Here is a 1,401-nt window from a genome sequence, read left to right as displayed (position 1 = left end):
GTCGCGCCGCTCTCGCCGGTCGCTCCGGTCGGACCCGATACGGCTCGGCTCTCAATCTCCACGTTAGCGGAGCCTTGCGTTACCACAATGTCGAGTGTGGTGGAGAGGAACGTGAGGCTCTGACCTAAACCGACCGTTGCCGAGCCGGTCGGCCCATTCACGTTGAACAACACAGAGTCAGGCTCAAAAGTTCCTGTCGCACCGGTTGCGCCTGTCGCTCCAATTGGACCCGTTGGTCCTGGCAGACCGCCTGAAGGACCTGTAGGACCAGTTGCTCCAGTAGGGCCGACCGATATCGGTGTAGACAGGATACTTTCCAGTTTGTTTTGCAGCACCCATTCATTTCTCGTTATTTCGCGGATCGTGTCTCTGACACTTGCATTGACGTTCAATATGTCGTCTATCGTCGCCGACGGGCTTGTCACACCGGGCAAAGTTCCCAGAGCAAACTGGATTTTCTCTCCTTCGGCGTTTATGATGTGACTTAGTCCCAACTCCTCTAAAGCTATCGAGGACAAAAGCATATTAATAGCTTGATCCCGTGTAATTGTAATCAAGGGAGTGATGTTGGGTATATTGGATTGTGACATAAGCAAGCCTCCATTCCGCAGTCTCCATCGCAATATAGTATGCAACTGGCAGTGGACATGGCCTCAACGCTTGCGTATTAATTTCAACAAATGGGGCTAAACCTCAATATTTACATAAAAAGTATTCGGACAAGAAGTATCTGTGAGCACTAGCGTTGCATAAAATCTTCGAGTGGTAGGGTTTTGAATATTCAGATAACGATTATCTCAGCGTAAAGAAAAAGGTCGGACAGCTCTTAGAAGGTAGTCTATTCATTTGGTTTAATTATACATTGAGGACGAACAGTTGACGGAGACGTTCTGGCAATATCTCGCACAGGTGAGGGAGACGCCGCTGTGCTGTATGGGATGACACAGGAAGTGATGGACTATATCGAGGCGATCATGGAGGCGCTCTACCGGACGAGATCGGGGGCTGTCCCCAAGCGCAGTCAACAGAAAGAAGGGGATGAAGGATGATGACGGAACAGACCAAAGCGAGCGAGCTTGCCTTTGATATTCGAAGGAGTATCATCTTGGGCGCCTATATGAAGGAGTGGGCGATGCCGGAGTATCGGGTTATTATGAGTCGACCGGGATATGAGACTTGTGTGGAAGTCTACTATTTCCCGCCTGTCGGCGAGCAAGGCATAGCGAGGTATGCGACAGTCGGCTTGTCCTGCACGCCTCGCTCCGATGGTCGGCTGATCGGAACCGAGTGGATGCTCGCGCTGACGCCGGAGCTGGGCGGAGAGTCCGTCGACCGCGTATTTACATATATATGCGATCTGGTCGCGCATCATATCGCCATATCTACGGATTCGGAGATTCC

Annotated in this window: 1 protein-coding gene and 2 pseudogenes; 2 read left to right on the top strand and 1 reads right to left on the bottom strand. The window is 51.3% G+C overall.

The features are described 5' to 3' along the window. Positions 1 to 590, bottom strand: a pseudogene (locus PA598K_RS38510) (spore surface glycoprotein BclB); the annotation flags it as partial. A 336-nt stretch (positions 591 to 926) separates the two neighbouring features. On the opposite strand from PA598K_RS38510, the gene PA598K_RS38505 reads away from it, so the two are divergent. Next, complete coding sequence (locus PA598K_RS38505; RefSeq protein WP_260405753.1) at positions 927 to 1,049, top strand: hypothetical protein; 123 nt, start codon at positions 927 to 929, stop codon at positions 1,047 to 1,049. Beyond that, a pseudogene (locus PA598K_RS34210) lies at positions 1,046 to 1,401 on the top strand (suppressor of fused domain protein); the annotation flags it as partial. The gene PA598K_RS38505 and the pseudogene PA598K_RS34210, both read left to right, overlap by 4 nt.

This window comes from Paenibacillus sp. 598K, from assembly GCF_003851045.1.
Taxonomy (GTDB): Bacteria; Bacillota; Bacilli; order Paenibacillales; family Paenibacillaceae; genus Paenibacillus_D.
Note: the sequence above shows the minus strand (reverse complement) of the source record. Positions and strands in the feature narration are given on the sequence as shown.